At 48.2% G+C, this 15,486-nt stretch carries 11 protein-coding genes; 5 read left to right on the top strand and 6 right to left on the bottom strand.

The annotated features are described in order from the left end of the window. Window positions 1-30: 30 nt before the first annotated feature. The 6 genes from MKA69_RS10485 to MKA69_RS10460 form a co-directional block, all read right to left on the bottom strand. Window positions 31-1,908 (bottom strand): propionyl-CoA synthetase, encoded by a 1,878-nt coding sequence (locus MKA69_RS10485; protein ID WP_305847980.1) that lies wholly within the window; start codon window positions 1,906-1,908, stop codon window positions 31-33. Window positions 1,909-1,912: 4 nt separating this feature from the next. Beyond that, the gene (prpF, locus tag MKA69_RS10480) at window positions 1,913-3,115 is read right to left on the bottom strand and encodes a 2-methylaconitate cis-trans isomerase PrpF (RefSeq protein WP_305847979.1); all 1,203 of its coding nucleotides are present in this window, start codon (window positions 3,113-3,115) and stop codon (window positions 1,913-1,915) included. An 8-nt stretch (window positions 3,116-3,123) separates the two neighbouring features. Next, window positions 3,124-5,730, bottom strand: a complete 2,607-nt coding sequence (gene acnD, locus MKA69_RS10475; protein WP_305847978.1) for a Fe/S-dependent 2-methylisocitrate dehydratase AcnD — start codon at window positions 5,728-5,730, stop codon at window positions 3,124-3,126. A gap of 95 nt (window positions 5,731-5,825) precedes the next feature. Further along, the gene (gene prpC / locus MKA69_RS10470; RefSeq protein WP_305847977.1) at window positions 5,826-6,959 is read right to left on the bottom strand and encodes a 2-methylcitrate synthase; all 1,134 of its coding nucleotides are present in this window, start codon (window positions 6,957-6,959) and stop codon (window positions 5,826-5,828) included. A gap of 175 nt (window positions 6,960-7,134) precedes the next feature. Then, window positions 7,135-8,031 (bottom strand): methylisocitrate lyase, encoded by an 897-nt coding sequence (gene prpB / locus MKA69_RS10465; RefSeq protein ID WP_071179537.1) that lies wholly within the window; start codon window positions 8,029-8,031, stop codon window positions 7,135-7,137. A gap of 10 nt (window positions 8,032-8,041) precedes the next feature. Beyond that, window positions 8,042-8,746, bottom strand: coding sequence for a GntR family transcriptional regulator (locus MKA69_RS10460; RefSeq protein ID WP_000842811.1), 705 nt, complete (start codon window positions 8,744-8,746; stop codon window positions 8,042-8,044). Window positions 8,747-9,279: 533 nt separating this feature from the next. On the opposite strand from MKA69_RS10460, the gene MKA69_RS10455 reads away from it, so the two are divergent. The 5 genes from MKA69_RS10455 (at window position 9,280) to MKA69_RS10435 (ending at window position 15,443) form a co-directional block, all read left to right on the top strand. Then, entirely contained in the window at window positions 9,280-10,251 is a 972-nt protein-coding gene (locus MKA69_RS10455) for a tripartite tricarboxylate transporter substrate binding protein (protein WP_055050697.1), read from the top strand. A gap of 249 nt (window positions 10,252-10,500) precedes the next feature. Then, window positions 10,501-10,998 carry a tripartite tricarboxylate transporter TctB family protein gene (locus tag MKA69_RS10450; protein WP_001281733.1) on the top strand — a complete coding sequence of 166 codons (498 nt, stop codon included), beginning with the start codon at window positions 10,501-10,503 and terminating at the stop codon, window positions 10,996-10,998. A gap of 9 nt (window positions 10,999-11,007) precedes the next feature. Beyond that, the gene (locus MKA69_RS10445) at window positions 11,008-12,537 is read left to right on the top strand and encodes a tripartite tricarboxylate transporter permease (protein WP_305847976.1); all 1,530 of its coding nucleotides are present in this window, start codon (window positions 11,008-11,010) and stop codon (window positions 12,535-12,537) included. Window positions 12,538-12,876: 339 nt separating this feature from the next. Beyond that, window positions 12,877-14,070: a hypothetical protein gene (locus MKA69_RS10440; protein ID WP_305847975.1), complete on the top strand. Its 1,194-nt coding sequence runs from the start codon at window positions 12,877-12,879 to the stop codon at window positions 14,068-14,070. A gap of 5 nt (window positions 14,071-14,075) precedes the next feature. After that, entirely contained in the window at window positions 14,076-15,443 is a 1,368-nt protein-coding gene (locus MKA69_RS10435; RefSeq protein ID WP_305847974.1) for a hypothetical protein, read from the top strand. Window positions 15,444-15,486 lie beyond the last annotated feature (43 nt).

Genomic DNA, 15,486 nt, shown 5'->3' with positions numbered 1-15,486 from the left:
CTGCTTTTTTGCAACTAAAGCCGGATCAATTTAGTGCTGAAACAGGTTTTCCAGCTCATTCAGGCTCATAGGATCGTCAATGGTCGACGGAATGGTGTAACTCTCGCCATCGGCGATTTGACGGATGATACGCCGCAAAATTTTGCCGGATCGCGTTTTCGGTAAGCGTTCGACCACTATGGCATGCTTAAAGCAAGCCACTGCACCAATTTGATTGCGCACACTCGCGACCAGCTCTTGCTCCAGCGTTTGTGCATCAATCTTCACTCCATCTTTGAGCACCACTAAACCCAGTGGCAACTGCCCTTTCAGCTCATCATGAATGCCAATCACCGCGCATTCCGCCACAGCCGGATGCGCGCCGACAATCTCTTCCATCTCGCCTGTCGATAGTCGATGCCCCGCAACGTTGATCACATCATCGATGCGACCCATGATGAACAGGTACCCTTCTTCATCAAGATAGCCGCCATCACCGGACACATAGTAACCGGGGAATTGCGCCAAATAGCCCGACTCAAACCGGTCATGGTTGCGCCACACGGTGGGTAAGCAGCTCGGTGGAAGTGGCCTTTTCAGTGCGACAAAACCTTGCTGGTTGGCGGGCATGTTTTCGCCAAGCTCATTAAGAATCTCCACCTGATAACCGGGGATCGGTTTGGTTGCCGAGCCCGCTTTAATAGGCATAGATTCAAGACCCGTTGGGTTTCCGGCAATCGCCCAACCCGTTTCGGTTTGCCACCAGTGATCAATCACTGGCTTGCCCGTTTTGCTTTGTACCCATTCCAAGGTCGGCGGGTCAAGCCGCTCTCCGGCCATAAAAATAGTGGTTAACGCCGACAAATCGTACTGTTTTAAATAATCGCCATTTGGATCTTCTTTTTTGATGGCACGAAACGCGGTCGGCGCAGAAAACAGCGCAGTCACTTGGTATTCCTGACACACTCGCCAAAATGCGCCGGGATCGGGTGTGCGTACCGGTTTGCCTTCATACAAAATGGTGGTGCAACCATGGAGCAGCGGCGCATACACGATGTAGGAGTGACCGACTACCCAACCCACATCCGAAGCTGCCCAAAACACCCCGTCTTGCGGCATGTTGTAGATGATCTGCATTGAATACTTGAGCGCAACCGCATGGCCGCCATTATCGCGCACCACCCCTTTCGGTTTGCCTGTGGTGCCTGAGGTGTAAAGGATATACAGCGGATCGGTGGCGAGCACAGGCACACAACCGTGTGGCGTGGCCGATTGCACGACCGTGTTCCATTCCAAATCACGGGCATGAGTGAGCTCAGCGCGGCATTCGCTGCGCTGATAAACCAAGACTTTTTCGGGTTTCCAGCGGCTATCCATAATGGCTTTATCCACCATGGGCTTGTAGGGAATCACCTTATTGATTTCCACGCCGCACGAGGCGGTCATGATCACTTTCGGCTCCGCATCTTCAATCCGCACCGCCAGTTCATTGGGCGCAAAGCCGCCAAACACGACCGAGTGAATCGCGCCCAAGCGCGCACAAGCCAACATCGCCATCGCCGCTTCTGGGATCATCGGCATGTAGATGATCACGCGATCCCCTTTGCTCACCCCTTGTGCGGCCAGCATGCCAGCAATTTTCGCGACACTGTCACGCAGTGCCGAGTAACTGTAGCGCTGCTTTTTACCCGTCACGGGCGAATCGTAAATCAGCGCCGTGTGATCGCCACGGCCTTGTTCACAGTGATAGTCGAGCGCTAACCAACAGGTATTGAGCACGCCATCAGGAAACCAGCGCTCAATACCATGTTCGTCATTGGCCAAAATGGTTTGCGGTGGTTGAAACCAGTCGATCTGATGCGCCTGTTTGCGCCAGAAGGCTTCGGGCTGCTCTTTCGCCCACTGATATTGCTCTTGATAGGCAGACATCGCATTACTCCTTGCTCTCACTGAGGGCAGCGTAATTTGCGGGAACGCGTACCCATCCTTCCATTAGAATTCTGGCGCTGCGACTCATGATCGCGCGCTCAATTTGCCATCCTTGCTCGCCCTGTTTGGCTTTAGCTCCCACTTTTAAGGTGCCGGAGGGATGACCAAAGGTGACTGACGTACGCTCACCACCACCCGCGGCCAAATTGACCAGCGTACCCGGCACGGCTGCTGCGGAGGCAATCGCCACGGCGGCCGTCCCCATCATAGCGTGATGCAGTTTGCCCATCGAGAGCGCGCGCACGAGCAAATCCACCGAGTCAGCCTCTACCTGTTTGCCGCTTGAAGCTAAGTAACTTTTCGCGCCACTGACAAAAGCAATTTTTGGCGTATGTTGGCGGTTTTGCGCTTCTTCGATGTGCTCTATCAGCCCCATTTTCAGTGCGCCATACGCGCGCAGCGTTTCAAACTTCGCCAAGGCTTGTGGATCACTGTTGATGGCCTCTTGCAACTCAGTGCCTTGATAGCCGAGCGCTTCGGCATCGACAAAAATGGTCGGAATACCCGAGTTGATGAAAGTGGCGTTGAACGTGCCGATACCCGGCACTTGCAAATCATCCATCACATTACCAGTTGGGAACATGGTGCCGCTGTCATCCGCAGGATCCACAAAATCGACCTGCACTTCGGCAGCCGGAAAGGTCACGCCATCGAGTTCAAATTCACCGCACTCCTGCACCGCGCCATTGACAATCGGTACATGCACCACAATGGTTTTGCTGATGTTGGCCTGCCACACTTTCACCGCCACTACGCCATTGTGCGGAATACGCTCAGCGGGAATCAGCCCTGCGTGGATCGCAAACGGCCCCACCGCAGCGGAAAGATTGCCGCAGTTTCCGCTCCAATCGACAAACGGCTTATCTATCGCCACTTGCCCGAACAGATAATCCACATCGTGATCTTCACGCGAACTGGCACTGACAATCACGGTTTTGCTGGTGCTCGATGTCGCGCCGCCCATGCCGTCAATCTGCTTGCCATAAGGATCAGGGCTACCAATCACTCTCAGCAATAAGGCATCACGGGCAGCTCCGGGCTGCTGCGCTTCAAGCGGCAAATCGTTCAGACGGAAAAACACCCCTTTGCTGGTTCCGCCACGCATGTAGGTGGCAGGAATACGAATTTGTGACACTGTCTCGTTCATTCTGCCTCCTACTGCGCCAAAAAGTCTTGCGCGAAGCGTTGCAGCACGCCACCCGCTTGGTATACGTGCACTTCATCGGCCGTGTCCAAACGACACGTCACCGCCACATCCAGCTTCTCGCCGTTTTGTCTGGTCACGACTAGGGCTAAATCGGCACCTGGTTTGATCTCACCCACCACATCAAACAGCTCAGTGCCATCCAACGCTAACGAGTGGCGATTGACGCCCACTTTAAATTCCAGCGGCAGTACGCCCATACCGACTAAGTTGGTACGGTGAATCCGCTCAAAGCCTTCGGCAACAATCGCTTCAACGCCGGCTAAACGCACGCCTTTAGCCGCCCAGTCGCGGGATGAACCTTGCCCATAATCCGCTCCCGCAATCACAATCAGCGGTTGTTTGCGGTTCATGTAAGTTTCAATCGCTTCCCACATGCGGGTTACTTTGCCTTCCGGCTCAATACGCGCGAGAGAACCTTGCTTGATTTGCCCGTTTTCTTTGACCATTTCGTTAAACAGTTTCGGGTTGGCAAACGTGGCGCGCTGCGCAGTCAGATGATCACCGCGGTGGGTAGCGTAAGAGTTAAAATCTTCCTCCGGCACGCCCATTTTAGTCAGGTATTCCCCAGCGGCACTGCTCGCCAAAATAGCATTGGAGGGCGATAAATGATCGGTCGTGATGTTGTCACCCAAAATCGCCAGAGGTCGCATCGCTTTCAAAGTGCGCGATGCCGCGAGCGCCCCTTCCCAATACGGCGGACGGCGAATATACGTGCTCATCGGCCGCCAGTCATACAGCGGTGAGCTCGCGCTTTGTGTCTCATCGAGTTTAAACATCTGGATATAGATCTGCTTGAACTGCTCCGGCTTGACCGCGCGGCCGACGACTGCATCAATTTCTTCATCACTTGGCCATAAGTCATTGAGATAAATCGGTTTGCCTTGCACATCGTGACCCAGCGCATCACGCTCAATATCAAAACGCATCGTGCCTGCTATCGCGTAAGCTACGACCAGAGGCGGCGAAGCCAAAAACGCTTGTTTGGCATACGGATGGATACGGCCATCAAAGTTGCGGTTGCCAGACAGCACCGCCGTAGCGTAGAGATCGCGTTCAATAATTTCTTGTTGAATCGCGGGGTCGAGCGCACCACTCATGCCGTTACAGGTGGTACAGGCATACGCCACAATCCCAAAACCAAGCTGTTCGAGTTCAGAGAGCAGCCCAGCTTCTTGCAAATACAATTTGGCGACTTTCGAGCCCGGCGCGAAAGAGGTTTTCACCCAAGGTTGGCGTTTAAGGCCGAGCTGATTAGCTTTTTTGGCGAGCAGCCCTGCTGCGACCACGTTACGCGGGTTACTGGTGTTGGTGCAGGAAGTGATGGCGGCGATGATCACCGCGCCATCAGGCATCAAGCCCTCCGCTTGTTGTGCTTCTCGTTGCTGAGTCGGTATGGCAATGCCGCGCGCGCTCAGTTCCTTGGTCGGTAAACGGCGATGCGGATTGGAAGGCCCCGCCAAATTGCGCTCAACGCTGGAGAGATCAAACTCCAGCACACGTTCGTATTCCGCGTGCTCTAAGCTGTCCGCCCATAAACCTGCGGCTTTGGCATAGCTTTCAACCAAAGCGACTTGCTCTGGCTCGCGGCCAGTCAGTTTTAAATATTGAATGGTCTGTTCATCAATGTAGAACATGCCGGCGGTCGCGCCGTATTCCGGCGTCATATTGGAGATGGTCGCGCGATCGCCGATGGTCAGCGCTTTCGCCCCTTCGCCAAAAAACTCCAGATAGGCTGAGACCACGCGCTCGCGGCGTAGAAACTCGGTTAAGGCCAATACAATATCAGTTGCGGTAATACCCGGTTGGCGCGCTCCGGTCAGTTTCACGCCAACAATATCTGGCAAGCGCATCATGGAAGGGCGACCGAGCATTACGGTTTCCGCTTCAAGGCCGCCCACACCAATCGCCAGCACTCCGAGAGCATCGACGTGCGGCGTATGGCTATCCGTGCCTACGCAAGAATCAGGGAAAGCCACGCCCTCTTTCACTTGTATCACCGGCGACATTTTTTCGAGGTTGATCTGGTGCATGATGCCGTTACCGGCAGGGATCACGCTGACGTTTTTAAACGCGGTTTTACACCACTCGATAAAGTGGAAGCGATCTTCGTTGCGTCTGTCTTCCACCGCGCGGTTTTTCTCAAACGCATCAGGATCGCAGCCGGAATATTCCACCGCCAACGAGTGATCAACAATCAGCTGAGTCTCTACTACAGGATTGACTTGCGCGGGGTCGCCGCCTTGATCGGCTATCGCATCACGTAAGCCCGCCAAATCGACTAGCGCGGTTTGGCCGAGAATATCGTGGCACACCACGCGCGCGGGATACCAAGGGAAATCGAGATCGCGTTTACGCTCAATAATTTGCAGCAGACTTTCGCTCAATTGTTCCGGTGGGCAGCGGCGAACCAAGTTTTCGGCCAGAATACGTGCCGTGTAAGGCAAAGTTTGGTATGCGCCCGGTTTTAACGCCTCGACCGCCGCGCGCGTATCAAAAAAATCGACCTGAGATTGCGCAGGGCTTTGCGATAAGGCTTTACGATACAGACTGTTCATGTTTTTGCTTCCGTCGCTTAGGAACTAAAAGATGCTGCTGGCCATTCAAATGGCTCTGAACCCTCCACAGGAGGGTTCGTTGTACTTGTTCAGTGTTAGCCACGCTGTTCAATCGGCAGCCAAGTTTGATGCTCAGGCCCCACATAATCCGCACTTGGGCGAATAATTCGGTTGTTGGCACGCTGCTCATAAACATGCGCCGCCCAGCCGGTTAAACGGCTCATCACAAAGATTGGCGTAAACAATTTGGTCGGAATACCCATAAAGTGATAGGCCGAGGCGTGGAAGAAGTCCGCATTACAGAACAGATCTTTCTCGCGCTTCATCACCGCTTCCACGCGCTCAGACACAGCGTAGAGATGAGAATCCCCCACCGCTTCAGAAAGCGCCTTCGACCACTCTTTGATTAAGGCGTTGCGTGGGTCACTCTCGCGATAAATCGCGTGGCCAAAGCCCATGATTTTCTCTTTGTTCGCCAGCATGCGCATAATGCCCGCTTCCGCTTCATCGGCACTGTGCCACTGCTCAATCATCGCCATCGCGGCCTCATTCGCTCCGCCATGCAAAGGCCCGCGTAGCGTACCAATCGCGCCTGTCACACAAGAGTGAATATCCGACAAGGTTGACGCGCAGACTCTTGCCGCAAAGGTAGATGCATTGAATTCGTGCTCAGCGTACAGAGTGAGCGAGCAGTGCATCACTTTTTTGAACAGCTCGCTCGGCGCTTGGTCAGTGAGCATTTTGAGGAAATAGCCGCCAATCGAATCTTCACTTTGATCGGCGGTATCAATACGCACACCATCATGACTGAAGCGATACCAGTAGCAGATGATCGCTGGGAACAGCGCCAACATACGCTCGGTCGCTGCTTGTTGCTCAGCAAAGGTATGTTCAGGCTCAAGGTTGCCAAGAATGGAGCAGCCCGTGCGCATCACATCCATCGGATGCGCTTCAGCAGGGAGCAATTCCAGTGCTTGCTTGAGTTTTTCGGGTAAACCGCGCAGGCCAATCAAACGAGTTTTGTACTGATCCAGCTCCGCTTGCGTTGGCAAATGCCCTACCAATAGCAGGTGCGCGACCTCTTCAAATTGAGCATGATGGGCCAAATCGGTAATGTCGTAACCACGGTAGGTTAACCCGGTTCCCGTTTTACCCACAGTACACAAAGCGGTGCTTCCCGCGCTTTGGCCGCGCAGCCCTGCTCCGCCTAACTCTTTTGCAGCAGACATGTCGAACTCCTTTTCTGGCTCTCCTTTTGGTGCTCGCGCACCGACCTCTTAGTGTCCACCTTCGGGTGTTTTAGGAGAGCAATTTCACGTTATTGGATTTAATGTTCTCTTACTCACGCAGCCACATTGGCAGTCAAACATAAGAGAGGATTGTTTTCCTTGGACTTCCCTCGACTTAAGAGGGTTGTGAAAACAGCTGATCCAGCTTGTCTTCGTATTCGTGGTAATGCAGGTAAGCGTAGAGCTCTTTGCGCGTTTGCATTTGATCGAGCAACGCTTCCTGATTACCGTGTTCCAGCAAGTGGCGATACACATTTTCCGCGGCTTTATTCATGGCACGGAAAGCGCTGAGTGGGTACAGCACCATATCCACATTCACTGCCGCCAATTGCTCACCGCTGTAAAGGGGAGTCTGACCAAACTCGGTAATGTTGGCCAAAATCGGCACATGTTTACCGGTTGCGCTGCGCAGTGCGGTTGAAAACTGCTCGTACTGTTTCAGCTCGGTCATGGCTTCGGGGAAAATCATGTCTGCGCCCGCTTCCACACAGGCAATCGCACGCTCAATTGCGCTGTCCATGCCTTCTACCGCTAACGCATCGGTGCGCGCCATGATCACAAACTCAGGATTGATGCGCGCATCCACCGCCGCTTTGACGCGATCCACCATCTCTTGCTGGCTAACAATCGCTTTATTCGGACGATGACCACAGCGTTTTTGCGCCACCTGATCTTCCATGTGCACCGCCGCGGCTCCGGCTTTTTCCATCGCTTTGATGGTGCGAGCAATGTTAAATGCGCCGCCAAAGCCGGTATCAATATCCACCAGCAAAGGCAAATCGCAGGCGTTGGTGATGCGTTCCACATCTACCAACACGTCATTGAGTGTGGTGATGCCCAAATCCGGCAAGCCGTACGAAGCATTGGCAATGCCACCGCCAGAGAGATAAATCGCTTGATGGCCGATACTTTTCGCCATCATGGCGCAGTAAGGATTGATGGTGCCGACGATTTGCAGTGGATGATGGGTTTTCACTGCCAGCCTGAATTTGGCGCCAGGACTTAAACTCATGGGATTCTCCTTAACCTTGTTGTTGGGCATCCAGCACTATGTGTTGTTCGATCAATTGACGACTGCGCGAGATGTGGCGACGCATCAGCATTTCGGCCAACTCTTCATCCCGTTGGCGGATCGCACGCAGAATAAATTTGTGTTCTTCCAACGCTTCGACTGGACGTGAATGCGAACGCGGCGATTGGTAACGATACATGCGTAATAAGTGGTAAAGCTCATCACACAGCAAGCCAATCAGCTGCTGATTGCGGCTGGCTTGAATAATTCGGTAGTGGAAATCGAAATCGCCCTGCTGGTGAAAGTAAGAAGCGCCCTCGACCTGATCGATATGAGTGGAATGTGTCGACAATAGGCTTTCTAAGCCCGCGAGTTCGATTTCGGTAATATTGCGTGCCGCTAGCCTTGCAGCCATGCCTTCCAGTGCTTCACGCACTGCATACAACTCGACCAATTTGGTGGGTGAAAGCTGAGTCACTCGCGCACCAATGTGCGGAATGCGTTCAATCAACCCAAGCCCTTCCACTCGCATTAACGCTTCACGCAGTGGGCCACGGCTGACTTGAAACTGTTTGGCGAGCTCAGGTTCAGAGATTTTACAGCCCGGCGCGAGCTGCCCTTCCACAATGGCTTCAATCAGATATTCGGTTAGGTTCTCTGATTTGGTGCTCTCTTTTTCTGTGCTCGGCTGACGAGATAAGGTACTGCTTTTCATCAATCGTAATTCCCACTATCGCACCTAGCTCTATGTACCTAGGCACTTATTAATAACAATTCGGTCTGATGAAAAAGTAGCCCAACAAAGTGTCGACAATCAAGTAAATTGTCGACACTTTAGACTAAGGTATAAACCCAACTCAAAAGAAAAAACTCAATAAAAACCTTAAAAACAATAGATAAGAATAAATATTCAATTTTATGGCTTGAGACAAACAACAGCACACTGTCTACACCATGCAGCTTGCCTCAACTTAAAAATTAAGCCTCGGCGACAACGTGAACTTTATGAACAAAATCCCCTTTATGCCCAATATTGTTTTTATTGACGGATTGGAGACATTTCCTTAACAGGTTTTTAACCTTAAAACATACCAAGTCATCGGTAGCAGTGGTCAGCCTATCGTGCTCTCCACTTTTCACCTAGCTTTGTGGATGCGAACTTGAACGCTTTCTCTGCATCGCAAGGGACAACACAAAAAAATAAGCATCAACGTGCAGTATGATGCGCCGACATAAGGAACGTGAAACATGTTGAAGTTTTTTAAACCTTCTCTCACCGCCGCCATGCTGGCCGCTACTTTTTCTTTCTCCTCTCTCGCGGCTGACATTGAAAAAATCCACTTTATTGTACCCGGTGGTGCTGGTGGCGGTTGGGATATGACTGCGCGCGCTACTGGTGATGCGCTAATGAAAGCTAAGCTAATCGAAAACGCCTCTTACCAAAACCTGTCTGGTGGCGGTGGCGGTAAAGCGATTGCACACCTGATTGAAACGGCAGAACGTCAACAAGATACGCTGATGGTAAACTCAACCCCGATTGTTATCCGTTCACTGTCTGGCGTTTTCCCACAATCTTTCCGTGATTTAACGCCCGTTGCTGAAATCGTCTCTGACTACGGTGCTTTCGTGGTGGCAGGTGATTCGAAATATACCTCTTGGGAACAAGTGGTTGCGGATTTCAAAGCCAACCCGAAACAAATCAAAATTGCAGGTGGTTCTGCGCGAGGCAGTATGGACCACTTAGTCGCAGCGGCGGCCTTTAAAGGCCAAGGCTTAGATCCAAAAGAAGTGCGTTACGTGGCTTATGATGCGGGCGGCTCCGCCATGACTGCCCTGCTCTCTGGCGAAACTCAAGTCCTTTCAACCGGTCTGGGCGAAGTGCTGGAGATGTCGAAATCCGGTCAAGTGCGTGTTCTGGCGATCACCTCTCCAAAACGTTTGGACATCGCACCCGATATTCCAACCCTTGCCGACTATGGCAACCCAACCACCTTCGTTAACTGGCGTGGCTACTTTGCCGCACCGGGCGTGAGCGCAGAAAAAGTCGCGGAGTGGAACGAAGTGTTCAAGAAGATGTTTGCCAGCGAAGAGTGGAAAGTGATCCGCGATCGTAATGGCTGGATTGACAGCTACAAAGGCGACAAAGAGTTTTACGCTTTCCTTGAAGAGCAAGAGAAGCAAATGGCAGACCTGATGCGTGAGCTTGGTTTCCTGAAGTAATTGCAGCAGAAGCGGAGCAATCCGCTTCTCTCACCGTTTGCCGAGTAAACGTATACAACGTCACTCCTTTGTTTATGGATAAATGTTATGGGTAACTCCTTTGACTTGCAGTACTTCATTTATCCTGACACCCCAATGCTACCTGCATTCGTGCCGGCAGTGTGACAGGGTTAGTTAATCTCCATTCATTAACTCGTGTTTACTCGGCTCTTTTCTCCTCTACCGTTCACAAACCCAATGGAGTTGGATATGTCGGACCTGCCAACCAAATTATTTACTAAAGAGAATATGCTCTGCCGCGATCGAGTGGGAGCCATGCTATTCCTGCTCTTCAGCCTCGGTTACGGCTACCAAACGTCACTGATCGCCATGTTTCCCGGCGATGAGTTAGAGCCGTTTAACGCTCGGACCTTACCGACCATTTTGACTTATGCCGGCATCGCACTCTCACTGTTATTGTTGGTGGTTGGGCAACCCGATAAAAAAAGTGGTGCAGTGCTCGATTTTAACTGGAAATTACTGATCAGTTTCTTAGTCCTGATGGCACTGTATGGTCTCGGTTTAACGTATCTGGGCTTTGTGATTGCCACTTCTTTGTTCCTCATGGCCGGTTTTTACCTGTTGGGTGAGCGGCGGAAAAGCATTTTATTGGGGGCATCATTCCCTTTCGTGATTGCCTTTTATTTGTTACTGACCAAAGGACTGGATGTGTATCTGGAGCCGGGTCATCTGTTTACTTTCGGATAGGAAATCATCATGTTAGACGGAATTTTACAAGGGCTGGCAACGGCGGTAATGCCGACCAACCTGATGATGGTCATGATCGGCTGCTTCGTCGGCACTTTCATCGGTATGTTGCCCGGCTTAGGCCCCATTTCAGCCATTGCGCTGATGATCCCGATTACTTACGGTTTAGAACCTGCTTCAGGCTTAATCCTGATGGCTGGCGTTTACTACGGTGCGATTTTTGGCGGCTCAACCTCTTCCATTCTGATCAACGCACCAGGGTGTTCTTCTACGGTAGTGACTGCGTTTGACGGCTACCCAATGGCGCAAAAAGGCCAAGCGGGTAAAGCTTTAGCATTGGCTGCTTACGCATCTTTCACCGGCGGCACACTCTCAGCCATTATGTTGCTGTTTGCCGCACCAGCACTGGCCAAAGTATCACTCAGTTTTCAATCGTCAGACTATTTCGCGCTGATGTTGGTTGGCCTTTCCGCCGTGGCCGCCTTTGCCGGCAAAGGCCAAGTCATCAAAGCGTGGATGATGACTGTACTCGGTTTAATGCTTTCCACCGTCGGTATTGATAAAGGCATTGGTGTCGAACGCTTCACTTTCGGCCTGACCGATTTGATGGATGGCTTTAGCTTCCTACTCTTAGCCATGGCAACTTTTGCCCTTGGTGAAACCTTGATGGGTATTTTAAAACCGGACGGCGATAACAGTGCCAACGAACAAGAGCAGATGAAAAACATCGGTAGCATGAAGCTTACCAGAGAAGAGATCAAAGAAGCGGCTCCGGTTTCACTGCGCTCCTCAATCCTTGGTTTCTTCACTGGCGTTCTACCCGGTGCAGGCGCAACCATTGCGGCTTTCTTGGCTTACGGCATGGAGCGTAATCTCGCCCCAAAAGATAAGAAAGAAGAGTTCGGCCATGGATCTATTCGTGGTCTGGTTGCACCAGAGTCCGCCAACAACGCGGCATCAAGCGGCTCATTCGTTCCCCTCTTAACGTTGGGTATCCCTGGGTCTGGTACAACGGCAATTATGCTTGGTGCATTGATTGCTTACGGAATTCAACCAGGTCCTCGTCTGTTTGTTGAGCATCCCGATATTTTCTGGTCCGTGATCATCTCTATGTACGTCGGTAACATCGTACTGCTGATCCTGAACTTGCCGTTGATTCCGTACATCTCCAAACTGTTAGCAGTACCACGCACTGTATTGCTGCCGATGATTCTGTTCTTCTCAATCACCGGCGTGTATTTGGTGTCGTTCAATACCATGGATGTGTATGTGATGATTCTGGTCGCGATGGGGGCAATAGCCCTGCGTCTGGCGAACTTCCCACTTGCACCGCTGCTACTCGGCTTTATCTTGGGCGGCTTGATGGAAGAAAACTTACGCCGCGCGTTGATCATTACCGATGGTGAAATCAGCTTCCTGTGGGAACGTCCAATCACTTTAGCCTTTACGGCATTAGCGATTGTAACGCTACTCAGCCCACTGTTTGGCCGCTTGATGGAGCGTAAAAAACGCTCAGACGGCGTGAAACTGCCACACTAATTCAGGCTTATTCTTTACGAAAAGATGAGAGCGTCGCCTAAATGGTGGCGCTCTCTTATTTCAATCTATTCGAGCATATTTACATCCAGAAAAACACTCAACAACAGAACAACTAGGTGAAAAACTTAGATCTAATTATTTCATCATTGTATATACATTGGTTATGCGTGCGCACTTACAAATAGAAGCCTTAAATATGCCGGCCACGGTTTATATTCGTCTGAAGTTATAAATTAAACCAACTGAAGTCCAAAATGAAACTTGTTTATCTGCACTTAGTTGTTGAAGCAATTCATACTGTATATATAATCGAGAAAATTTTTAAAAGAAGACTTCATCATGCATATTTGCCATAACTGCGATACCGAATACGATAATCAACAAAACCAATGCCCTACATGTGACGCAACCAAAGTAATGATTGAATCAAGCAATAAAATGGTTGCTGTTCATGCAATGACCGTCGAACTTGAAATTGATAATAGTAAATCAACAGTTAATCCTCGCTTTGGATCTCTTTGGCCACTGGAAGGTGAAGACATATCTTTCCAGTTCATTCAACAAGTTGAACTCAAATTCAAGCGTAAGAATAAATTTCATGGTTACTATGATAGTGAAACCGGAAAACAAGTTGCGTCATACTTACATAAATACATCGCTTCTTCAGTATCAAAAGAGGATTTTATAGCTCTAGTTACCTCACTTACTAATGAACTAAAGAATGCCATTTTTGAGCTTAGAGTAGCATCCAAAGTTGCCAGTTCTAAAATTGTATTTATGCATTACAAAAGTATAAAAAATGATGATTTTGGAAGAATTTTAGCTGTTATGGTCGATAAAAAATCAGGCTTTGATTTTACTGAAGAATCATTACTACCTAAACAAACTCAACACATAAATTTAGAAGCACTGAAACAAGCAGTATCAATTGATGTGGATCTCTTTGATGCTTGTTATCCTAGTTCGCCTAAGTCAGAGGCATACTTAAAGTTTATTAGAGGTTCTTCTTCTGCAAGCTACTTTAGAAATGCATTTGGTTGTAACGAGAAATCTGACAATGGTGAATCACTTAACAATCTTTATAGAGCTATTGATTCATACGCTACTATCAATAATCTTGGTGAAGACTTTTATTTCGAAGCAGAAGAGAAACTAACAGACTTTGTAGTTAATATTAAAAAGACTGAAAGATCATCTTTCTCAATAAATCAAGCAGCAACAGTTATTGAATCTGCTTTACCCAAAAATAGAGTAGACCTTGAGAATACATTCACTACATTTGTTAACGAGAGTGAGTTCATGATAAATCAATATATTGAACCAACTTCACAACAAGTGAAAGAACATCTTTGGATCGACTTTTCTGATCAAGACAATGGATTAATTGCTCGTGTACATTCAAGTATAGAAATAGGCAAAAAAGGTGATGGTAAAGATGTAGAGTTCAATGAACTAACAAGGAAACTGGAGATTAAAATTAAAGATGCCAAGATTCGAGAAAAAATCATACGAATAATAAATAAGGAAAGCTAAATAATATGTCAAATCAACAAATATTAGTCTTTCTAGAAAATCAAAAGGTAGAAGTTAAAGGTGATGATTTATATATAAAATTAGCACCACCTGCAACGCAGGAAGAGTTAAGTAATCACATAAGAAATGCTGGTTACATTAATGATATTCGTCCTTTTGAAGGAAAATATCAAATAAAAACAGGAGCTAGATATTGGAACAGAGGAAAATTCATTTTCACCTCTGATGAATCACTATTTGAAGAATGCGACACTCAAGGTAAAGTACCTGAAGGATTATTATATTTCGATAAAATCAAACAGAAAATAATTAAATTTAACTCAGAGTTAGATTTACATAATAAACTTGAAATTTTTGTTGGGTTAAGAAATTTACTTACAAAGTTGTCTGACCATATGATACCTAATGAAGAGGTCATTTTCCTTATAAAAAATGATAATGGTGGTGTAAAACATAGAGTCCCTATATCTCTTAATTATGAATCCTTTGTAAAGACATTTACTAATCAAACAGTTGAACTCAAAGAAAGTGTTAAGCTTCTTGGGAAACTTCAGCAAAAAATATCTCTAGATGATGCGCAAGATAAAGAACGTAGGAACTGTATGCGCTCTGCATTTGATGTATTGATCCAAGGATTAGATGAAGAGAAAGAAATATTCACACATACTCTTTCAAATATTGTTAGCTTTTATAAAAAATATACTGAACATCACAATATGTTTTTGAGTGACTTTACTATAAATAAAGTCATTCAAGAAATTAATGCTAAAGATCTAGAATATACTGGAAAGATCAACGATATTGCATCTTCTGTACAAACAAAAGCGTTAGCTATACCTGGTGCTATGGTTGCTATAACTGCGGTTATGAAGGTAGATAATATGGCAAGTGCCATTGGTGTAGTAATAGCTCTCCTCCTAACATGCTTGGTTATACAAAAGTCACTAGACATATACAACGATACCTTTAAACACTTATCTAAACAAATAAATAATGTTTTCTCTAGATATCAGGTTTTAAGCCAGAAATCTGAAGTTAGAAACGAAGCAAAAATAACAGAACAGGCTTTAAATAATCTAATAGAAAAAGGAAAGAAAGGACTAAGTTATGTTAGTAGAATCATATGGACTGTTTGGATTACTTCTCTAATATTTGTAATCTTTGAAACAAACAATATAAAAAATCCAGAATCTGAAAAGTCAATAAACACACCAAATACAAGTGAAGTTGGAAAAGAAGAGACTCATCAAGATACATCTGGTGTTGTAGTAGCAGTGAAACATAATGACTCCAAACCAGAACCAAAACAATCCAAAGATTCTAAAAACAATGTAACGTCTTTAGAACTCAATAGTTCTCCTATCGACCTTTAATCATTCTTTGATAACTCTATATACAAAAAAGGCCTGACTGTTG

The sequence above is a fragment of the Vibrio sp. AH4 genome (assembly GCF_030710545.1).
Classification (GTDB): domain Bacteria; phylum Pseudomonadota; class Gammaproteobacteria; order Enterobacterales; family Vibrionaceae; genus Vibrio; species Vibrio metoecus.
Note: the sequence above shows the minus strand (reverse complement) of the source record. Positions and strands in the feature narration are given on the sequence as shown.